The organism is Exiguobacterium sp. MH3 (genome assembly GCF_000496635.1).
GTDB classification, from domain to species: domain Bacteria; phylum Bacillota; class Bacilli; order Exiguobacteriales; family Exiguobacteriaceae; genus Exiguobacterium_A; species Exiguobacterium_A indicum.
In genome coordinates this window covers 960751-979464 of record NC_022794.1, presented here as the reverse complement: position 1 = coordinate 979464, position 18714 = coordinate 960751, and the positions used below count along the sequence as shown (strand labels likewise).

Below are 18714 nucleotides of genomic sequence, written 5' to 3'. Positions count from 1 at the left end.
GATTCACGATTTCGAATGGAGGAATGTCCTATGTTACGAAAAACGGCACTGATTACCGGTGCATCGGGTGGAATCGGACTGGATCTCGCTGTCCTCGCGGCGCGAGATGGCTTCGATTGTGTACTCGTTGCCCGCAATGAGAAAAAATTGAAGGAGCTTCAACAGGTCCTTGAAAAACGCTATCAGATCAAAGTCTATGTATTCGCTGCTGATTTATCACTAAGCGACAGCGTTGATCGTCTCGTGCAATACTTAGAGGAACAAGAATTGACAGTCGATCTATTGTTCAATAACGCCGGCTTCGCCACGTCAGGACGCTTTGCGGAAATCGATCCAACAGAAGACATTAACTCGATCCAGGTCAACGTCGTCGCCTTGACGGATTTGACGAAACGTCTCTTACCAGGAATGGTTGAACGTGGCTTCGGACGCATCCTGAATGTCGCGTCGGTCGCTGCCTTCATGCCAGGACCTTACATGAGTGTCTACTACGCAACGAAAGCCTATGTCCTGTCGTTCTCGGAAGCACTTGCGACAGAAGTCGACGGCTCGGGTGTCAGTGTGACTTGTCTCTGCCCGGGACCGACCGATACGAACTTCTTCGACCGGGCGAACATCACGCTACCATTCAAGAGTATGCCGTCACACCTCGTTGCCTTCGCCGGGTACCGTGGCATGCTCAAAGGACGCCGCGTCGTCGTTCCAGGTGCAAGCAACCGCGCCATGGTTTCCTTGTCTCGTCTCTTGCCACGCCGTCTCCTGACAGAAGTGACAGGTCGAATTCAAGATCCTGCTCGCCAACAAGAATCCTCGACAGAAGAAGAACTCCTGTACGCGAATTCATGAAAAAAACGGAAGGACCAGATAGCTGGTTCTTCCGTTTTTGTATTTATGCCTCATGATGACGAAAACGCCGCGTCGCATAACGTTTGACGCGATCAAAGGTCGTCGTATAGCGATACAGATAACGAATGACGAGCGCACCCGTGATCGAGACGATGTAGCCCGTCGATAAGACGAGTAACCAGGAGACAATCGCGAGGAACCATGAACTCTCGAATCGTAAATGTTGCCAAAGTAATCCTTCTGATGAGGTAATGAGCATGGCGCTTGGGAAGATGGCGGCAGCAAGTAAGTAACAAGCAGCGTAACGTCCTCTAATCGTACCTTTCATCAACAGAATACTGCCAAACACTAAGCCGACACTTGAGACGATGAGCAACATGACGACATAAGCAAGCGAAATCGACGATCCCAGCATATGCCTTCCCTCCTGTTCGGTATGTTACTATTCTGTACCCCTCTTTTCATCGAATGAATGCATAATTCGTAAAAAAATCGGAAACAATATCCAAACGAATATCGCGTTACTAAATCCGTGAAGCATATCAAACGTTCCCCCGGCTACAAGCAGTGTCAAAAAAGCTTGCCACGAGAATCCGGTCAATACCAAGAACCCGAGATTGCTCACCCATCCATATAAGAAACCAGCGAGAAATCCATACCCAGTCAATACGATCCGGTAACGAAGAAACGGAACGAATCCTAGACTGGCAATTGTTGCATACGCCAGCGCCTGAAAGAGGACGAACGGACCGCTTCCGAGAAACAAACTCGTTAACACGACGACAAGCATCCCAGAAATGGCTCCGACGATCGGATGGATGAAGACGGATACTAACAAGACAAGTGCCGTTGCCGGCTGGACATTCGGCAAACTGGAGAACAACAATCGTCCGACGATTGCCGCTGCCGTGATGATGGCGATGAACCGTAATCGTTGATCCGTCATCTGGAGTCTCTCGAACATGACTAAAAACAGACAAACGATTAGAACCGTTGCGACGATCATACGAACAACCGACTTTCTTGTAAAAAGTTCTTCGTCGGTCCATCGAAAGCAACTTCTCCGTGTACGAGATAAATGATCCGCTGTGCTGCCCGAATGAGAACTGGATCATGTGTCGCCATGACGATCAGATTCGCCGGATTCTTCTTCCACGATGCGACGAAAGCCATTCGTTCACTGTCATCAAGTCCAGCCGTCGGTTCATCAAAGTAATAGCTGTCTTTACTCCAATCGATACCGTCCAAGAGACGTTTTTTTTGCGTCGTAAAACTACCGCTTCGATCGTCTAATGGCGCAAGCATCGGATGCGCTGGTATATAATGCGTCTCCCCCGACCGCCGAACTTTTCCGTATAGCGGTCGCTCGACACCGAGCGCGAGTCGTAGTAACGTCGATTTCCCACTACCATTCGCACCGATGATCGCAATGCGTTCACCTTGATGAAACGACAATTTTGCTGTCACGAGTGCATAGCGTGTCTGTAACGGATAACGGTGTTGGACGTTTTCGATCCGATTCAGGACACGACCTGTCAGTTCAGTAGCGCGACTCGTAATCGCCAAGTCGGATTGTATGGTCATCGAGCAATGGATCTGACAACCAAACCGTCGTTCGATTTCTTCAAGCAATCCCATCAATCGCTTTCTCCTGACTTGATCAAGAAAGAGAAACGGTTCCGACAAGAACAAGCTCTTTGGTGACGAAGACAACGCATGACCGAGACCGACGAGCTGTTGTTCTCCAGATGAGAGTTCACTCGATTCCGCTTCAAAAAAAGCTTCTAGCCCAAGCAAGGTCGCGAGTTCTCCTGCCCGAAACAAGGAATCCGTCGCCAGAAGATCTCGGACACGTCCATGAAGCAACCGCTCCGGTGTCAATACCGGTTGTTCATGTTCGCTCGCCTGTTGACGTAGTCGCTCTTCGCGATCGGTGTCGGTATACATGATAGGCATCCCGGATTCCTCCTTTTGTAAATAATAGCGCTATAGGCAAAATCATCGCCGGAACGATTGTCCATGGTGTCAGACAAAGAGCCAGTCCTGTCGCAAGCAATAAGCCTGTCTGAACATCACGTCGTGTGATCGGTCTTAAGCGAGACGGCACCGCTTCGATCGGTACGATATGATAGGCGGCCATCCGCTCCAGTCGAACAGCAAGCGACGTATCCGGATGACTCATCTTGACTTCGGGCCAAGTGCGTAAGAAAGACGGAATCAGCGCCAGCACCATCCCCGTCAATCGTGTCAATCGAGGTAAGAAACGAAACAACGGTCCCATCTGATCGAGTCGAACCAACGTAAAAATCCATTGACTCGACGTGATGAATAGCGTCACTTGGACCGTCGTTTCATAAATCGCTACTGTGTCAATGCTTGCACCATAAAGAAGCGGGACACACATCATGACCGCATAAAGAGCCGGGAGGACTAAATAGCGAAACACAGTCCGTTCTTGAACGAATAAAAACAAGAGCAGATGATAGACGACGATCACTGATTGATCATGTGTGAGGACGAACGGAATCGTAATCATCCCGATGAAAAAGAGAGCGACGTTCACTGGGTGAAGTCGCTCCCGTTCTGGCTTACTCAAAATAAGCCATTGCATCTTTTTCAAATCGCCATTCGAGACGATCTCCTTTTTTCAGTTCATAACTTCCGGCACCGACTTCGCCTGGTTTGCCATTGACTCCGAAGACCCAGCCACTACCTGCTCCAGCTGATTTCTCTCGAATCCCATCGACTGCCGTGACATATGCCATCTCACCTTTACCTGTTTTGACGACATCGAGCGTCGTATCTTCCAGTGCATCCAGTGCTGTATCGTTTTCGTTCAAGCATACGTCTTTATTAAACAACGTCTTATCCTTGACGTGATCCACGACCGATACCTTGACTTCCGCCTCACAAGAAGCTGTTTGTTGTTCCTCTTTTGCTTCTGCGCAACCGGCAAGTAACACGATACTTGCAGCAAATAACCATTTTTTCATCGTACGACTCCTTTTCGCCTTGATGTCTCAAAGCTGTAATTATATAACAGAATAGTTTTATCGCGTAAGGATTGACCGTCAGAACGATAATAGGTCAGACGGACCGCATTCGCTAAGACATCGTCCCCTGTATTGACGTACGGAATCAGTTTTCCTTCGTCATCAATCAAGAAGACCGTTGCATCCTGTAGACTAAACGTTTCATAGAGCCCATCGAGATCCATCTCGACATAGGGTGTTTTGGAATCATGTAAAATCTCATGAATCGAAAGCTTTCGCAACGTCTCAAACGATTGATTCGCATCAATCAGTTTCTGGTAATACGACGTCAACGATTTTGTCGTCAACTCTTCACGCGGTCGATAGGAAATCGTTCCCGTCAGCTCCTGATAACTCACATCGTAACGAATGAAACGTTTCGGTGTTTCGACGAGCATCTCAAACGAGGCGTTCCTGAGATTCCCGCCCCGATCGAACATCAACTGACTTTGTTCCATCCGCAGCCCCTCTTCACCGACACGTCGTTCGATTTGAGAAAGGAAATTGTCGAATGAGTCATCCGTGATCGTCACGCGACCAATCTGTTGTGTCTCTTCCCGCAACATCCCACCATCAAACGGACCGAGAAAGAGTTGGAACAGGAAGAATAAGAACCCAAAGAGTGCCATATACCGTTTATAACGCGAGTTCTTTTTCGGATGCAGGACAATCAGGAAAATGATGATGCCGAGCGGTAACTGAATATCATAGACTGGAAATGACACAGCCCCGAGACACGCATAAAAAACGAACTTCATGTACAAGTATTTTTCTTTTTCCGTCCGACGTTCGAGCAAAAAACCTAATCCGCTAGCAGCCAGTAAAAAGAGTGCCCATAGAATGAGAAAGTCCATCGTCTATCCTTTGACCGGGACGACCCGGTGATCAAACATGAGATGGCTGTTCGCGAATACTTCTCGCGCCTCTTGTTCCAGTACTTCCTCTTGATCGACATAACGAGCGGAAACGTGCGTCAATAGAAGCTTTTTCGCTTGTGCCGTTTCTGCAATGACAGCTGCCTGTCGAGCGGTCGAGTGACCGAAGCGTCCCGCATGTTCGATTTCCCGATCGGCAAACGTCGCTTCATGGACTAATACATCAACGTCTCGCGCCAGTTCGACCGAGGCCGCGCACGGCATCGTATCGCCAAGAACGGCTAGCTTGACACCCGGTTTGGGTGACTCTAAAAAATCGGACGATGGATAGACCGTGCCTTCGAATTCGAAAGTTTCTTCCAGTGTGATTCGGCGATAGATCGGACCGGATGGCACGCCTAGTGCCTTCAGTGCATCCACACGCAAAGCACCCCGCTCTTCTGGCCCTTCTAGTCGGTACCCGAACGCCGGGAAGCGATGTTCAAGCGACCGCGCCGTCACGCGGAATCCATCCTGGTCATAGGTTTGACCGTCTTCGACTTCAACAATCCGGAGTGGATAGCGTAGATATGTTCCTGTGATGCGTAATGTCGCGTCCATCCATTCTTTGATCCCGGTCGGTCCATAGATCGTTAGCGGTGTCGTGCCTTCCAGCGCTGCTCTTGTACTAATGAATCCTGGTAACCCAAAGATATGATCCCCGTGTAAATGGGTGATGAAGATCGCGTTGACTTTCCGTGGTTTGATCGGACTGTGTAAGATTTGATGTTGCGTCGCCTCTCCACAATCGAACAACCAGGTCATTTTGGGGTGTAACAAGGCAATCGATGTGACGTTTCGTTGTTTCGACGGCATACCGGCTCCTGTCCCTAAAAAATAAAATTCCATCTTTTTCCCCTTTTCGTAAAATTAGCATTTTTTATACACAAAATACACCTTTCTTCTGTTGAAGCATGGTAAACTGTACCTATTCAGATTTGGAAGGTGGTTTTTTCCATGACTAAGATTGAACGGACCTATGCCCGCATCGTCCGGGAAGCCCGCAAACTGAACGAGAGTTATCGGCAAAAATACGGAAAGTCGATTCAAATCGATGAAATCGCTTCGACCTTATTATGTACAGAAGAACTCGTTCTAGAGTCTATGGAATATGTTGATCGTCCTCAAGTAGTTTAATCGTACAATGATAAAGAGTGTACCGCAATGTTGCGGTACACTCTTTTTTGTGTTTCATCAGCTTATTTGTTCGTGATGTAATCAACTAGCGTCACGCAAAGTTCCGCTGTTTTGACGAGTTCTTCGATTGGCATCTTCTCATTCGTCGTGTGGATATCTTCATATCCGACAGCCAAGTTGACCGTTGGGATACCAAAACCAGCAATGACGTTGGCATCTGATCCGCCACCAGAATGTAAGAGGCGTGGCGTGCGTCCGAGTTGTGTGATCGCTGCTTTCGCGACTTCGACGACTTGATCTCCATCCTCGAACTTGAAGCCCGGGTACATGACTTTGACTTCGACTTCAGCACGACCACCAAGCTCTGCTGCTGCTTCTTCGAACGCCGCTTTCATCTTCTCTGTCTGTGCCTCCATCTTCGGAGCGACGAGTGACCGTGCTTCCGCGAAGATTTCTACATAATCACAAACGATGTTCGTTGATGGACCACCACCGCTGAACCGTCCGATGTTCGCTGTCGTCTCTTCATCAATCCGACCGAGCGGCATTTTCGCGATCGCTTTCGAAGCAATCGTAATCGCCGAGACACCTTTTTCCGGTGCTACACCAGCGTGAGCTGTTTTCCCGAAAATCTTCGCATTGACTTTTGCTTGTGTTGGAGCAGCCGTGATGATGTCTCCGACTTTTCCATCTGAATCAAGGGCAAAACCATAATCGGCATCGATTTTTGATGGGTCAAGCACCATCGCACCGACGAGCCCAGATTCTTCACCGACTGTGATGACGAACTGAATTTTTCCGTGCGGTTGTTTCGTTTCATTCAATACATGCACGAGTTCGATCAGAGATGCGAGACCTGTTTTATCATCTGCCCCAAGAATCGTTGTGCCGTCCGTCTTGACGTAACCGTCCTCGATGATTGGTTTAATGCCTTGCCCCGGGAATACCGTATCCATATGGGAAGTGAAATAAATTTTATCGACGCCTTCTTTTGTTGCCGGAAGCGTGACGATTAAATTGTTTCCTTTATGTTCCGTCTTGGACGAAGCGTCATCCTCGAACACCTCACATCCGAGATCCTCGAACGTTTTTTTCAAGTGAGCACAAATGCGTGCCTCCTCTTTTGATTCCGAATCGATCTGGACAAGTTCTAAAAACGTATCTAATACACGTTGTTCATTGACCATGACAAAACCCTCCTCTTAATATGTTTCAATCCATTAGCGCTTTTTTAGTATACCATCCCCATCGTCATTTGCACTTCTGAAAGGTTGTTTGTACAATGGCATTAATCAGTTGATGTAAGAGAGGAGTAGTGGATATGGCAAAACCATCGAAACAACAACGCATCATCAAATGGACGACGATCGGGATTTTAGCAATCTTCCTGATCGGTACGTTCGCTTCGACGATGTTTTATTTCTTTTGATTGACGTAACGTTGTTTTAAACGTAAATACTGCTCCGCTTCTTGTAACATATGCAGTAAGGCAGAGCGGACCTCGAACTCTTCCCGCGTGACGGGTAAGGCAGAGGCACGAAAACGTGTCAATAATGCCTCTAGTTCTGAAATGTACACCATTGCGTCGGCTTCAGGTCGGACATTGTCACCAATCGTCCGAAAGAAGTCGGCGACTTTTTTTCCTTCTTCGACGACGAGGACCAGTTCCTCGGCATGATGGACGATACCGCGCAGTAACTCGAATTGTTGTTCGCGCATCCGGAAGTAGGCATAATCTTCGTCATCGTTCCGACGACCGATCGCGTTTCCCATCCGTTTTAAGGCGGCATCTTTCCCTTCACGTAACAGACGTTCTGTCTCGTCAAGCGTCAACGCATGATGATTGACCCGCCCTGTCTCGATCGCAGCGGCGACTTCAAAAAATAAGGCGGCGATCCGTTGATCAATCTTTTCTCGGCGGTCGTCAATCAACAAATCGAGACTTGGCATGTACATGTTGACAAGTAATCCGACACCAACACCAATGCCAAGCAATAAGGATTCGTTCAATAAGATGTGCGCGTTGAGCTGACGTTCCGTATACAAATGTGTCAGAATGACGACACTCGTGATGAAACCGTCCTGAAGTCGGAGGCGTTGAACGGATGGAAGGAATAAAATGAAATAGATCAATAACGTCACCGGACGATAGCCGATGACCTCGAATAGAATGAATCCAAGCACGATGGCAAGTAATGATGCCATGATGCGTTCGTAAGAAGACCGGAACGTCTTCTTTCGTGTCGACTGGATGCTCAAGATGGCGATGATGGCAGCGAAGACGTAATAGTCGAGCTTGAGTTGTTCTGCGATCCACATCGCGAGCGCAGCAGCGACCGCTGTCTTCAGCGTGCGATAACCAATTTGCAACAGGTTCACCCCCTTTTGTTTTTCTTTGTTAGACTACCTACGTTGGACAGGAATGTCCATTGCTTTTTAAAGGACGTGATTTACTTTGACGACACGCACTATCCGCCCCGGTCGCCCCGTGCGCCGGACCGGTTCGATAAAAGGATTACTTTTTTTCTTCCTCATCGGAGTTCTCTTGTTCTTTTGGCTCCGCGAGGAACCGAAGACCGTCTTAACCCCACCTGCGCCTTATTCGGCTGAGCGCTATGAGAAAGGTAAAATCAACGAGCAAGACTTCCAGACGTTCGCCGAGGCGAAGGAATATGCGGGTCAGCGTGGTGCGGTGAAACGTTCATCGGACGACCGCTATGTCTACCTCGGTGGACCAGGTACTGGGATCGTCGACGATCGTGGTATCCTTTCAATTCATCGTGACCCTGATTTAAAGAAACGGCTCACGTACGTCGCTTCCGGCTCACGTGTCCAGTTGCTTGAATTCGGGGAACAGACAAGTCGTGTCAGCATCGCCGGCGTGACGGGTCATGTCCCAACGGACCGCTTACGCCCATTCCCGGCAGAACGTGTCTCGAATGCATCGTATTACCAGACGAAAGGTGATCGTCTCCTTCACTACATCGTCGCGGACAGCGGACTTGGTGGACTGATCGTTGCCGGCGAAGCAACGAAAACGACGCCTCGGACGAGCAAATATGTTGAATCGAAGACATTAACACGTGATTTGACGAAACCGACGCGTCTCAGTGCCAAACAACTCGATGCGTTCATCAAGGAGCAAGCTCCGGACAGCCCCTTGATCGGTAAAGGAAAAGTCTTTAAGTCCGTTGAAAAGAAATACCGTGTCAACGCGGCTTATCTGCTTGCACATGCGATTCACGAATCCGATTATGGACGGTCTGAGATTGCCCGCGAGAAAAATAACTTGTTCGGCGTCAATGCGACCGATTCCGCACCGGGAGAAGATGCGACCGTCTATAAATCCTTGACGGACTCGATCGAGCAGACCGGTCGATTCATCGCAAAGGATTATCTCGATCGGGATGGACGTTATTTCCGTGGGGCGTACCTTGGGAACAAACAAAAAGGCATGAACGTCTTTTACGCGTCAGACCCCTTCTGGAGTGAAAAAATCGCTGGTATCATGGTGAAAATGAACGCTTTCTAAATCGGAGATATGATACACTATAGGGCGAGACAACAATCATTGAGGAGTGAACACGTCATGGAAAAAGTTTTAGTATTTGGTCACAAAAATCCTGATACCGATACAATCACATCGGCAATCGCTTATGCAGAATTAAAGAAAGCACTCGGTGTCAATGCCGAAGCCATCCGCCTCGGTGAAATGAATGATGAAACGTTATTCGCACTCGATACGTTCAAAGTTTCAGCACCACGTCTCGTGACAGAAGTCGCGACGGAAGCATCACACGTCATTTTAGTCGACCACAACGAACGTCAGCAAAGTGCGAACGATATCGATGCGGTTACGGTAACAGAAGTCATCGACCATCACCGGATCGCAAACTTCGAGACATCAGACCCTGTTTACTACCGGGCAGAACCAGTCGGCTGTACAGCAACGATCCTGAACAAACTCTACAAAGAGCATGGTGTTGCCATCAAACCAGAAATCGCTGGGTTGATGTTATCAGCGATCATTTCTGACTCGCTCCTATTCAAATCGCCGACTTGCACGGAGCAAGATATCATCGCAGCACGTGAACTCGCAGAAATCGCTGGTGTCGATGCGAACGTCTACGGTCTTGAGATGCTCAAAGCTGGAGCTGATCTCTCGAAAAAATCCGTTCCTGAATTGATCTCACTTGATGCAAAAGAATTCACGATGGGAACACTCAAAGTCGAAATCGCTCAAGTCAACACGGTCGATACAGCAGAAGTCTTGCTTCGCCAAGAAGAACTCGAAACAGCGATCAACGAAGTCATCCTTGCAAAAGGTCTTGATCTGTTCGTCTTCATCGTCACGGATATCTTGACGAACAACTCTGTTGGACTCGTCCTCGGGAAAGAAGCGAATCTCGTCGAGCGTGCTTACGGTCTTGAAGCGACGAACAACCTTGTTTACCTTGAAGGTGTCGTTTCACGTAAGAAACAAGTCGTTCCTGTCTTAACAGATACGGCTCTTGCAACACAATAAGTCAGAAAAAGAAGGAGTTCGCTCCTTCTTTTTTGAATAAAGAATATGAATGGCTGTTCATTCATTACATAAAGGAGGAATCAATATGACACAAACGATCATGGTGACGGGTGGAACGAACGGAATGGGGAAAGCGATGGCGCTCGCCTTAAAGAAAGCCGGCTGGAACGTCGTCGTTACAGGACGCGACGCGGAACGCTTGCGACTGATGGATGAAGCATTGGAGCAGATTCAAGGCGAACATCTGACGATTCAGATGGATGTCCGTGATGCTGACGCTTGTCTGGCTGCTGTCAATCAAGCACGGGAACGGTTCGGTCGTCTCGAAGCATTGATCAACAATGCTGCCGGGAACTTCATCTGCCCGACCGACGAGTTATCACCGAATGGATGGAAGACGGTCATCGATATCGTCCTCAACGGGACATTCAACTGCTGTCACGCTCTGGTCAAAGGATGGCAGGAAGATCAAGTCGTTGGCGGACAAATCGTCAACATCGTTGCGTCTTATGCGTGGCAGGCTGGCGCTGGTGTCGCTCCGAGCGCCGCTGCGAAAGCCGGTGTCCTGAACTTGACGCGGACGCTTGCCGTCGAATGGGGCTATAAATATCAAGCCCGTGTCAACGCGATCAGTCCGGGACCGATCGAACGGACAGGTGGTGCTGATAAACTCGCATTGTCACCGGAACACGCGGAACGAATTCGCCGCAACGTCCCGCTCGGTCGATTCGGGACACCGGAAGAGATCGCAACACTTGCAACATGGATGGTGTCAGATCAAGCCCGCTACTTGAACGGAGAATGTATCGCTCTTGACGGTGGACATTGGTTAAATAAACAACCGTTCTAATGATTGAGATGGAATGACTCAAGAAGTCGGTCTCCACAAAGATAAGAATCATACGTTTCACGCCACTCCTACAGGATTTTGTATCTCCCCTGAGGAAAAGGCGTGAAATGACGCGTCATTCTGTTTTTAAGTCAGCCCCTTGCATGCGTCGCGAACTTTTTTTCTTTCTTTTCGCTATGTTTATGAATTATCTAGAACAGGTAAAAAGGACAAGAAGGAGGCGATCGTATGTGGGAAGCGTTCGGTTGGGGAGCGCTAGCAGGTGGGGCCGTTGTCATCGGTGCCCTATTCGGGCTCTACTTACCCTTAAAGCAACGCCTGATTGGTTATATCATGTCGTTTGGGACCGGCATCTTAATTGGAGCAGCGACGTTCGAGTTACTCGATGAAGCATTAAAGAAGTCAACGACGCTCGTCGTCGCAATCTCCTTCATCGTCGGCGCACTCGTCTTTACGGGCTTTGACCTATTCGTTTCGTCACGCGGCGCGAGTAAACGGAAACGCTCGTCTGGTGGGAACGAAGGCACGGGAACAGCGATTTTTTTCGGGACGATTCTTGATGCGATCCCGGAATCAATCATGATCGGTGCCAGTCTGTTATCGGGAAATGTCAGCGCGGCACTCGTCGCGGCGATTTTCGTCAGCAACATCCCGGAAGGCTTATCGAGTACGACCGGTTTGCGAAAAGATGGCTTTTCGAAGAACAAAGTATTACTGATGTGGGGAGTCGTCTGGTTGATCTCCGCCCTCGCCTCACTCGCCGGCTACACGATTCTCGCAGAACTCCCGGACATGCAATTCGCCATGATCGGTAGCTTCGCAAGCGGTGGGATCATTGCGATGCTTGCTTCGACGATGATGCCGGAAGCTCACGAGGAAGGTGGTGCGATCGTTGGTCTGTTCGCAGCACTTGGGTTAATTACTGCCATCATCCTTAGTTAAATACAACATAAAGCGCGTTGTCTGGAAAATGAACCGGACAACGCGCCTTATGTGTTTAAATCGATTTACATATCACCTATTTCTCCCGTAGCACCCTCCCATTCCTGCTTAAAACGATTAACGAACTCTTCCATGTAGCGATGTCGCTCCTCTGCTAAATGAAGTGCTGTGTTCGTATTCATTAAATCTTTTAGCCGGAATAACTTTTCTTCAAAATGATTCAGGGCACTCGTCTCTCCCGTTCGGTCACCCGGTTCTCGTGGTGCTAGACCAGGTACATGCATCGGCTCCCCGAACCGACCAGCGAACTGAAATGTGCGCGCAATCCCGATTGCACCGATGGCATCGAGACGATCAGCATCTTGAACGATTTGCCCTTCGATTGTTTGCATCGGTGGGCGTGTACCGTCTTTATAGGACAGGCTCGTGATGATGTCTAGAATCTGTTCTTGTTCTTCTTCCGTCACCTTTCCTTGCAAAAATGTTGCGACCGTCTCTGCCGTTCCTCCGAGTTTACTATCTGCTACGTCATGGAGTAAGGCAGATAGTTCGATGATTTTGACGTTCCCGCCTTCTTGTTTGGCAATATGTAACGCTAAACGGCGAACCCGTTCGATATGGGCATAATCATGACCTGAAAAGTCCGTCGCGTGAAACGACCGGACGAAGATTTCCGTTTCTTGAATCATTGTCGATCTCTCCATTCCGGTTCGAGTAATCCGTACAGTAACATATCATGCCGCTCTCCGTCTCGTCGTAAAAAGGCACGGTATCTTCCTTCCTGTACGAACCCGAGTCGTTCGTACAGCTTAACCGCACGTGTATTATACTCAAAGACCGTCAATTGAATCCGGTACAAGTTCAACTCTAAGAAGGCGTACTCTAGTATCGTCTGTAGCGCATCCGTCGCATACCCTTGTCCTTCACAATCCGGATCGATGCCGATCATCAGCCATGCTGTTCCGTGTGTCGGTAATATATCTTCTAATGCGACCACCCCAATCATCCGTTCATCTTCGAAGTTACGAATCGCAAACCGAAACGTCTCCGGAGCATCCGTCGCCATCATCTGTTCAATCTTTTCCTTCGATAAGTGACGATATGGCGTCGCACTGAAATGACGAGCAAACGTTGCATCGTCAAGCAGACGTTGCATCACTTCGGTATCTTCCGACTGAAAACGCGTCAGACGAGTATGATGACCTTCAAGCAATTTTTTCATTCTTATCCCCCTCTCTACTAAAAACCGAAAAACGCTAACCCTCTTCAGAGTTAGCGTGCTGTGCTCATAAAACTTTTTCGAGGAATTTTTTCGCCCGGTCCGTCTTCGGATTGTCGAAGAGTTCGACCGGTGAACCTTCTTCCATCAGAATCCCCTCATCGAGGAACAAGACGCGATCCGCGACTTCTTTGGCGAAGCCCATCTCGTGAGTGACGATGACCATCGTCATTCCGCTTTCCGCCAATTGTTTCATGACGTCCAGTACTTCGTTGACCATCTCTGGGTCAAGCGCTGACGTCGGTTCATCAAACAACATGACGTTCGGTTCCATCGCAAGAGCGCGTGCGATTGCGACCCGTTGTTTTTGTCCACCTGACAACTGGTTCGGGTAATTATCGCGTTTTTCAGCTAGACCGACACGTTCAAGCAATGTCTCTGCCCGCTTGACTGCCTCGTCTTTTGAGATACCAAGGACGTTGATTGGTGCGTACGTCAAGTTATCAAGAACAGACTTATGTGGGAACAAGTTAAATTGTTGGAACACCATGCCGATGTTCTGACGTGCTTTCGAGATGTTCGCTTTTGGTTTCGTTAATTCAAAACCATCGACGATGATCGTTCCACTCGTTGGTTGCTCAAGTAAGTTGATACACCGTAGAAATGTTGATTTACCGGATCCCGACGGTCCGATGACAGCGACGACTTCACCGCGTGTGACTGTCGTCGAGATACCTTTTAATACTTCTAATTTTCCGAACTGCTTATGCAAATCGGTGACTTGGATCATAGGTTCCATCTGATTACCCACTCTTTCTCATAGCTTTTTCGACTTGTTGGCCTATCAAGCTCAATCCCATGACGAGAACAAAATATACGAATCCGGCAAACAACAACGGTTCGAAATAAATCGCCTTTTCTCCTCCAACGATTTGCGCACGACGCATGACGTCGAGCACACCGACTGTCGAGACGAGTGCCGATTCCTTCGTCAACGTGATCAATTCGTTCATGATCGCCGGAAGGATATTTTTAAAGGCTTGTGGCAAAATGATCGAACGGAGTTGTTTGAAATACGAAATACCAAGCGCATCTGCCGCTTCCCATTGTCCACGATCAACAGCCTGAATCCCTGCCCGAATGATTTCCGAGATATATGCTCCGGAGTTCAAGGAGAAGGCGATGATTGCCGATTGGTATCCTGTCGTCACATACCCTGTCAACTGTGGTAATCCGAAGTGGACGATCGCAAGTTGCAAAATCAATGGTGTCCCCCGGAAGATCGCTGTGTAAGCATGACCAATGAAACGGAGGAAACGGCTCTTCGTGATTTTCAGTGCCGCGACGACGATTCCGATCAGCATCCCGGCAATGGCCGCCACGATGACGACTTGGAACAGGACCGGAATCCCCTCAAGAATATATGGAATTGAATCTTGAATCTTTGTAAAGTCTATCATAATCAATCTCCTAACGTCGCACAAAAGGGATGAGGTTACCCCCACCCCCATGCACTTGACTTATTTTGCTTCTTTTTGGAACCATTCTTCTGCCAATTTATCGATTTCACCACTGTCAATCATCTTCTTCAACTCTTTGTTGAAATCGTCACGCATCTTGTCCCCTTTTTTGAAGGCGATCGCTGATCCAGCTGGACCATCTTCTTTAATCTGGTACGTTTTCAGGGATGCATCTTGATCCATGTATTTGACGGCAACTGCGTCCTCAATGATGAGGGCATCAATCCGACCTGTATTCAATTCTTGAATGATTTCTGGGATTTTGTTCAAAGGAACCGCTTCGCTATCTTTGAAGCGATCTTTTGCGAGTCCCTCTTGGATGGATCCAAGCTGGACACCGATTTTTTTGCCTTTGAGTTCGTCTTCCGAACTGATCGCTTTATCCTTCGTCATGACCAAGTTTTTCGATTCGAAGTAAATGTCTGTGAAGTCAGCATTTTTCTTCCGTTCTTCTGTCGGTGTCATACCCGCCATGACGAAATCGACACGACCTGAGCTGAGGGCACCAAGTAGGCTACCGAATTCCATGTCTTCGATTTTTAAGTCATACCCGAGATTTTTCGTGACTTCTTTGGCGATCGCAACGTCGAACCCAACGATGTCCTCTCCTTTTTTCGTATCGATGTATTCAAATGGGAAGTAATCCGCTGACGTTCCCATCGTCAATACTTTATCGCTTTTGCTTGATCCACCTGTTGATTCTTCCGACGCGCCACATGCTGCCATCGTGACTGCCAGAATGCCTGCCATTGCCGTTGCTAATAATTTTTTCATTCGAGTTTTCCCCTTCCAACGCTCAATTGTCAGAACTTTAACAATAGTATGACTTATGTGTATGTCCAATTCAATACCGAAAAGCCTGACCTGTTCTATTGCTTTTAGGATATACGAATATTTATTCACTGTAAAGCATAAATATATAAATTTTTTTGAGTTTCTATTCATAAATCATGCATAAATGACTTTTTATACAATTTTGCAAACGCTTTCAATTTTAAAATTTATTATTTTAATCTCATGAATACGCAAAAAAAGACTCCTTTATCAGGAGCCTTCTTTGCTTATGCGTAGATTTCAATCAATGATTCAAGTTTCTCGACGACCTCTTCCGCCGTGAACGATTCGATGTCGAAGCGCTCGACCATCGAGAGGATGTTTCCATCTTGCATTAATGCAAATGATGGAGATGAAGGTGGGTAACCTTCGAAGTATTCACGCGCACGGTCTGTCGCTTCGCGATCTTGTCCAGCGAATACCGTGACGAAATGATCGGGCTTGATACCCTCTTTCCGATTAACGTACGCTGCAGCAGGACGGGCGATCCCGCCAGCACATCCACACACCGAATTGACAAGGACAAGTGTTAGCCCTTCGCGTTTCATTGCTTCATCCACGCTCTCTGGCGTCGTTAATTCTTCAAATCCAGCAGCTTGCGCTTCTTTGCGGGCTGTTTGGACGACATCTTCAAAATACATTTGGAAATCCATCGTATTGCCTCCTTTGATTCGTTCTCCTTCTTATTGTACGAGTTTCGGTGAAATCTGTCCAAGTCTGCCGCTTAATTCAGTTTCTAAAAATGGTCGGGCATGCAACAAATCACGGAACGCGATGTAACGATCGATTTTCTCTTCCGTTGGTCGCTTGTTTTGTTTGTATGCTCGAATCAAGATGTTCTTCGGTGTGTGCTCGAGATCAATGAATTCGAGAAGTTGCGCTTCATATCCGACCAGTGTTAGCAACTCAGCACGAATCGAATCTGTCGCCAGTGATGCGAATTTTTCTTTGATCAGTCCGTGCTGGAGCATGACATCGAGTGGCGAACAGTCCAGTTGACGGTTCAATTCCTTTTGACAGCACGGTACGCTCAGGATGACTGATGCATTCCAGTCGACAGCTCGTGCGAGTGCGACGTCCGTCGCGACATCACAAGCGTGAAGTGTCACCATCAGGTCGACTTCCGTCTCCCCTGTGTAATCATGAACGTCCCCGACGCGGAATGTCAGATCGGTATAATCCAGATCACGCGCAATTTGCGTACATTCTTCGATGACTTCTTTCTTTAAATCAAGACCTGTCACTTCGAGGTCGAATCCTTTGACGACTTTTAGATAATGATAGAGAGCGAACGTCAAATACGACTTCCCGCATCCGAAGTCCAAGATCCGGAGTTTTTTTCCTTTTGGCAAGGCAGCAATGCTATCCTCAACGAATTCAAGAAAGCGATTGATTTGTTTAAACTTATCATACTTCTGTTTTTTGACTTGACCCGCTTCCGTCATGACGCCTAAGCGAATCAGAAACGGAACCGGCACACCGTCTTCTAATAGATAGGTTTTTTTTCGGTCATGCGACAAGAGAGCTTTCATCGGCTCCTTTTTGGATGTCTTGATCGCGACTTTCATCTTTTTCGAGAGCTGGAATTGCCATTCTTCTTCTTCAAAACGGAATAAGAATTGACGGAATTCCGTGAACCAGTCATCGAGTCGTCCGACGAAATCGTCAATTAAAATATTTTCATGCTTCATAACGCGTTCAAATTGAAACTCTACCTGCATCATCACCGTATCTCTTAATAGAATCGGTTTTACCTTGATTCGTCGGAGATCATTTGATTTTTGACGCGGATTACTTATCGTTGCATGGATCAGTGTTCCTTGCGTGATTTGCGAGGCAAGACTCGCTTTTAATTCATGTAGTTCCACTAGTCGTCCCGTCCTTTTCTGATGTTCTTTCGAAACTGTAGCAAATTCGTACCTGTTCGACAAGTTTACACGCTTTATCATTCGTACGTAATCAAAAGGAGGAATTCATCTTGTTCAAAAAAATTCTCTCACAAATCGGAATCGGTGCCGCAACGGTCGATACACGCTTGACGGATGACCGCTGTGAACCAGGCGGTCAAATTCACGGTGTCGTCCATATCAAGGGTGGAAACGTCGATCAAGAAATTGATCGAATTTATCTTGAATTCAACACGCAGTACAAACAAGAAGTCAATGATAGCACGACGTTTACGACCTTCACGCTCGACCGATTTGCCTTAAATGAAGCGAAGTTCACGATTGAAGCGGGTGTCGAGCGGGAAATTCCCTTTACATTACGCGTACCGCTGAATACACCACTCTCCGTCAGTCAATCGAAATCGTGGATCGAGACGGGACTCGACATCGCTCAAGCCGTCGATCCATCGGACCGTGACGCCGTCATCGTCGAAGCAAACCGCTACCAAGCGACAGTCTTAGACGCGATGGAGTCACTTGGCTTCCGATTGAAAAAAGCCGATACGGAAAAATTACCTGGACGATTCCGGAAAGATTTACCGATTGCTCAGGAGCTTGAGTATTCAGCTCGCAATACACACTACGCCCATAAACTGGATGAGATCGAAATCATCATGCTTCAAGACAGCTCAGGGATTGATTTAATCGTCCAAGTCGACCGTCGTGCGCACAGTCTTGGTTCATTATTCAGTGAAATGGCTGGTGCGGATGAGTCGATGATCAAACTGCGTCTGTCCAATAGTGAACTGCAGGATCAATCGTTCGTCGAACGTCAGCTGACAAGCATCGTGGAACGCTATAGCTGATCAATCGATCGACTTTACTTGAAAGTGATTCCTCTTCAGGGGGAGTCACTTTTTTTCATTCAAGTCAGTTTGTCTAAAAACATCTTTGAAATTTATTTCAATTTGAAATCGTTTACAAATAAAATATTGTTTTAAAACAAACA

Annotated in this window: 23 protein-coding genes; 7 read left to right on the top strand and 16 right to left on the bottom strand. The window is 47.7% G+C overall.

The features are described 5' to 3' along the window. Window positions 1-30 precede the first annotated feature (30 nt). A complete protein-coding gene (locus U719_RS04925; RefSeq protein ID WP_023467637.1) occupies window positions 31-846 on the top strand; it encodes an SDR family oxidoreductase in 816 nt (271 codons plus the stop codon). A 43-nt stretch (window positions 847-889) separates the two neighbouring features. Here the strand turns inward: U719_RS04925 and U719_RS04920 are convergent, their stop codons facing one another. Genes U719_RS04920 through rnz form a run of 7 tightly spaced genes read right to left on the bottom strand, consistent with a single transcriptional unit; the run spans window position 890 to window position 5641 of the window. Continuing rightward, entirely contained in the window at window positions 890-1261 is a 372-nt protein-coding gene (locus U719_RS04920; RefSeq protein WP_023467636.1) for a hypothetical protein, read from the bottom strand. A gap of 27 nt (window positions 1262-1288) precedes the next feature. Continuing rightward, a complete protein-coding gene (locus U719_RS04915) occupies window positions 1289-1810 on the bottom strand; it encodes an ECF transporter S component (protein ID WP_235147628.1) in 522 nt (173 codons plus the stop codon). A 38-nt stretch (window positions 1811-1848) separates the two neighbouring features. Further along, a complete protein-coding gene (locus U719_RS04910; RefSeq protein ID WP_023467634.1) occupies window positions 1849-2802 on the bottom strand; it encodes an ATP-binding cassette domain-containing protein in 954 nt (317 codons plus the stop codon). Further along, window positions 2738-3457 carry a hypothetical protein gene (locus tag U719_RS04905; RefSeq protein WP_023467633.1) on the bottom strand — a complete coding sequence of 240 codons (720 nt, stop codon included), beginning with the start codon at window positions 3455-3457 and terminating at the stop codon, window positions 2738-2740. The genes U719_RS04910 and U719_RS04905 overlap by 65 nt, the downstream gene beginning before the upstream one ends. After that, entirely contained in the window at window positions 3435-3839 is a 405-nt protein-coding gene (locus tag U719_RS04900; protein WP_023467632.1) for a DUF4430 domain-containing protein, read from the bottom strand. Before U719_RS04900 ends, U719_RS04905 begins: the two co-directional genes overlap by 23 nt. Further along, a complete protein-coding gene (locus U719_RS04895; RefSeq protein WP_023467631.1) occupies window positions 3836-4732 on the bottom strand; it encodes a hypothetical protein in 897 nt (298 codons plus the stop codon). The genes U719_RS04900 and U719_RS04895 overlap by 4 nt, the downstream gene beginning before the upstream one ends. A 3-nt stretch (window positions 4733-4735) precedes the next feature. Continuing rightward, window positions 4736-5641: a ribonuclease Z gene (gene rnz / locus U719_RS04890; RefSeq protein WP_023467630.1), complete on the bottom strand. Its 906-nt coding sequence runs from the start codon at window positions 5639-5641 to the stop codon at window positions 4736-4738. A gap of 108 nt (window positions 5642-5749) precedes the next feature. Between rnz and U719_RS04885 the strand changes: the two genes are divergently transcribed. Beyond that, window positions 5750-5929 (top strand): hypothetical protein, encoded by a 180-nt coding sequence (locus U719_RS04885; protein WP_023467629.1) that lies wholly within the window; start codon window positions 5750-5752, stop codon window positions 5927-5929. 62 nt (window positions 5930-5991) lie between these two features. Here the strand turns inward: U719_RS04885 and U719_RS04880 are convergent, their stop codons facing one another. Together U719_RS04880 and U719_RS04875 are read right to left on the bottom strand one after the other, a co-directional pair. Next, the gene (locus U719_RS04880) at window positions 5992-7116 is read right to left on the bottom strand and encodes a M20/M25/M40 family metallo-hydrolase (RefSeq protein ID WP_023467628.1); all 1125 of its coding nucleotides are present in this window, start codon (window positions 7114-7116) and stop codon (window positions 5992-5994) included. 229 nt (window positions 7117-7345) lie between these two features. Further along, window positions 7346-8308 (bottom strand): aromatic acid exporter family protein, encoded by a 963-nt coding sequence (locus U719_RS04875; protein ID WP_235147627.1) that lies wholly within the window; start codon window positions 8306-8308, stop codon window positions 7346-7348. A 76-nt stretch (window positions 8309-8384) separates the two neighbouring features. On the opposite strand from U719_RS04875, the gene U719_RS04870 reads away from it, so the two are divergent. The 4 genes from U719_RS04870 to U719_RS04855 all read left to right on the top strand — a co-directional run bounded on the left by U719_RS04870 (window position 8385) and on the right by U719_RS04855 (window position 12246). Further along, complete coding sequence (locus tag U719_RS04870) at window positions 8385-9461, top strand: N-acetylglucosaminidase (RefSeq protein WP_023467625.1); 1077 nt, start codon at window positions 8385-8387, stop codon at window positions 9459-9461. A gap of 57 nt (window positions 9462-9518) precedes the next feature. Continuing rightward, window positions 9519-10454 (top strand): manganese-dependent inorganic pyrophosphatase, encoded by a 936-nt coding sequence (locus tag U719_RS04865; protein WP_023467624.1) that lies wholly within the window; start codon window positions 9519-9521, stop codon window positions 10452-10454. 85 nt (window positions 10455-10539) lie between these two features. After that, on the top strand, window positions 10540-11304 hold the full coding sequence (gene fadH / locus U719_RS04860) for a 2,4-dienoyl-CoA reductase (protein ID WP_023467623.1): 765 nt from the start codon (window positions 10540-10542) through the stop codon (window positions 11302-11304). Window positions 11305-11532: 228 nt separating this feature from the next. Beyond that, on the top strand, window positions 11533-12246 hold the full coding sequence (locus tag U719_RS04855) for a ZIP family metal transporter (protein ID WP_023467622.1): 714 nt from the start codon (window positions 11533-11535) through the stop codon (window positions 12244-12246). Window positions 12247-12311: 65 nt separating this feature from the next. Here U719_RS04855 and U719_RS04850 read toward each other — a convergent pair whose 3' ends face one another. The 7 genes from U719_RS04850 to U719_RS04820 all read right to left on the bottom strand — a co-directional run bounded on the left by U719_RS04850 (window position 12312) and on the right by U719_RS04820 (window position 17687). Continuing rightward, a complete protein-coding gene (locus U719_RS04850) occupies window positions 12312-12950 on the bottom strand; it encodes an HD domain-containing protein (RefSeq protein ID WP_041255032.1) in 639 nt (212 codons plus the stop codon). Then, entirely contained in the window at window positions 12932-13468 is a 537-nt protein-coding gene (locus U719_RS04845; protein ID WP_023467620.1) for a GNAT family N-acetyltransferase, read from the bottom strand. The genes U719_RS04850 and U719_RS04845 overlap by 19 nt, the downstream gene beginning before the upstream one ends. A gap of 64 nt (window positions 13469-13532) precedes the next feature. Beyond that, a complete protein-coding gene (locus U719_RS04840; RefSeq protein ID WP_041255311.1) occupies window positions 13533-14255 on the bottom strand; it encodes an amino acid ABC transporter ATP-binding protein in 723 nt (240 codons plus the stop codon). Between the two features lie 13 nt (window positions 14256-14268). Continuing rightward, on the bottom strand, window positions 14269-14928 hold the full coding sequence (locus tag U719_RS04835; RefSeq protein WP_041255309.1) for an amino acid ABC transporter permease: 660 nt from the start codon (window positions 14926-14928) through the stop codon (window positions 14269-14271). Window positions 14929-14985: 57 nt separating this feature from the next. Continuing rightward, window positions 14986-15759, bottom strand: coding sequence for a transporter substrate-binding domain-containing protein (locus U719_RS04830; RefSeq protein ID WP_023467617.1), 774 nt, complete (start codon window positions 15757-15759; stop codon window positions 14986-14988). 287 nt (window positions 15760-16046) lie between these two features. After that, the gene (locus U719_RS04825) at window positions 16047-16472 is read right to left on the bottom strand and encodes a BrxA/BrxB family bacilliredoxin (RefSeq protein ID WP_023467616.1); all 426 of its coding nucleotides are present in this window, start codon (window positions 16470-16472) and stop codon (window positions 16047-16049) included. A gap of 30 nt (window positions 16473-16502) precedes the next feature. Next, window positions 16503-17687: an SAM-dependent methyltransferase gene (locus U719_RS04820; protein ID WP_023467615.1), complete on the bottom strand. Its 1185-nt coding sequence runs from the start codon at window positions 17685-17687 to the stop codon at window positions 16503-16505. Between the two features lie 110 nt (window positions 17688-17797). Here U719_RS04820 and U719_RS04815 point away from each other — a divergent pair, with 110 nt between their 5' ends. Then, window positions 17798-18571 carry a sporulation protein gene (locus U719_RS04815; protein WP_023467614.1) on the top strand — a complete coding sequence of 258 codons (774 nt, stop codon included), beginning with the start codon at window positions 17798-17800 and terminating at the stop codon, window positions 18569-18571. Window positions 18572-18714: the final 143 nt, after the last annotated feature.